A 586-nucleotide genomic window follows, 5' to 3' on the forward strand; every position below is an offset into this window, starting at 1 on the left:
ATGCACGACATCGTGATTATTTTGGGCTGCTTCGCCTTCTTCCAATGGGAATTTTCACTGACCGTCTTGGCGGGTATCCTTGCCGTATTGGGTTATTCCGTGAACGAATCCGTCGTCGTCTTCGACCGTATCCGTGAAAACTTCCGCAAACCGAGCATGCGCGGACACACCGTTCCGCAAGTCATCGACAATGCGATTACCGCCACCATGAGCCGTACCATCATCACCCACGGCTCTACCGAAGCAATGGTCGTTTCCATGCTGGTGTTCGGCGGCGCAGCGTTGCACGGTTTCTCAATGGCATTGACCATCGGTATTGTGTTCGGTATTTACTCTTCGGTATTGGTCGCCAGCCCGCTCTTGCTGATGTTCGGCCTGAGCCGCGACAATATCGCGAAGGAAGTGAAGAAGAAAGAAGAAGTCGTGGTCTGATGGTTATGATTGCGATTTAAAGGTGTCGTCTGAAAACTTGGCAACAGGTTTTCAGACGACCTTTTTGTTGAGCCATCAAACATGGCATTCAAACCGGCTTTGTGCTATATAGAGGGTTTGTTTCGAGCAGGTACGGCTTTGCTCTGTGCCGGGT

General features: G+C 51.0%; 1 pseudogene. It reads left to right on the top strand.

The features are described 5' to 3' along the window. Positions 1 to 432, top strand: a pseudogene (locus tag ACTHUR_RS16195) (protein translocase subunit SecF); the annotation flags it as partial. Between the last annotated feature and the right edge of the window lie 154 nt (positions 433 to 586).

This window comes from Neisseria sp. P0021.S007 (genome assembly GCF_051956855.1).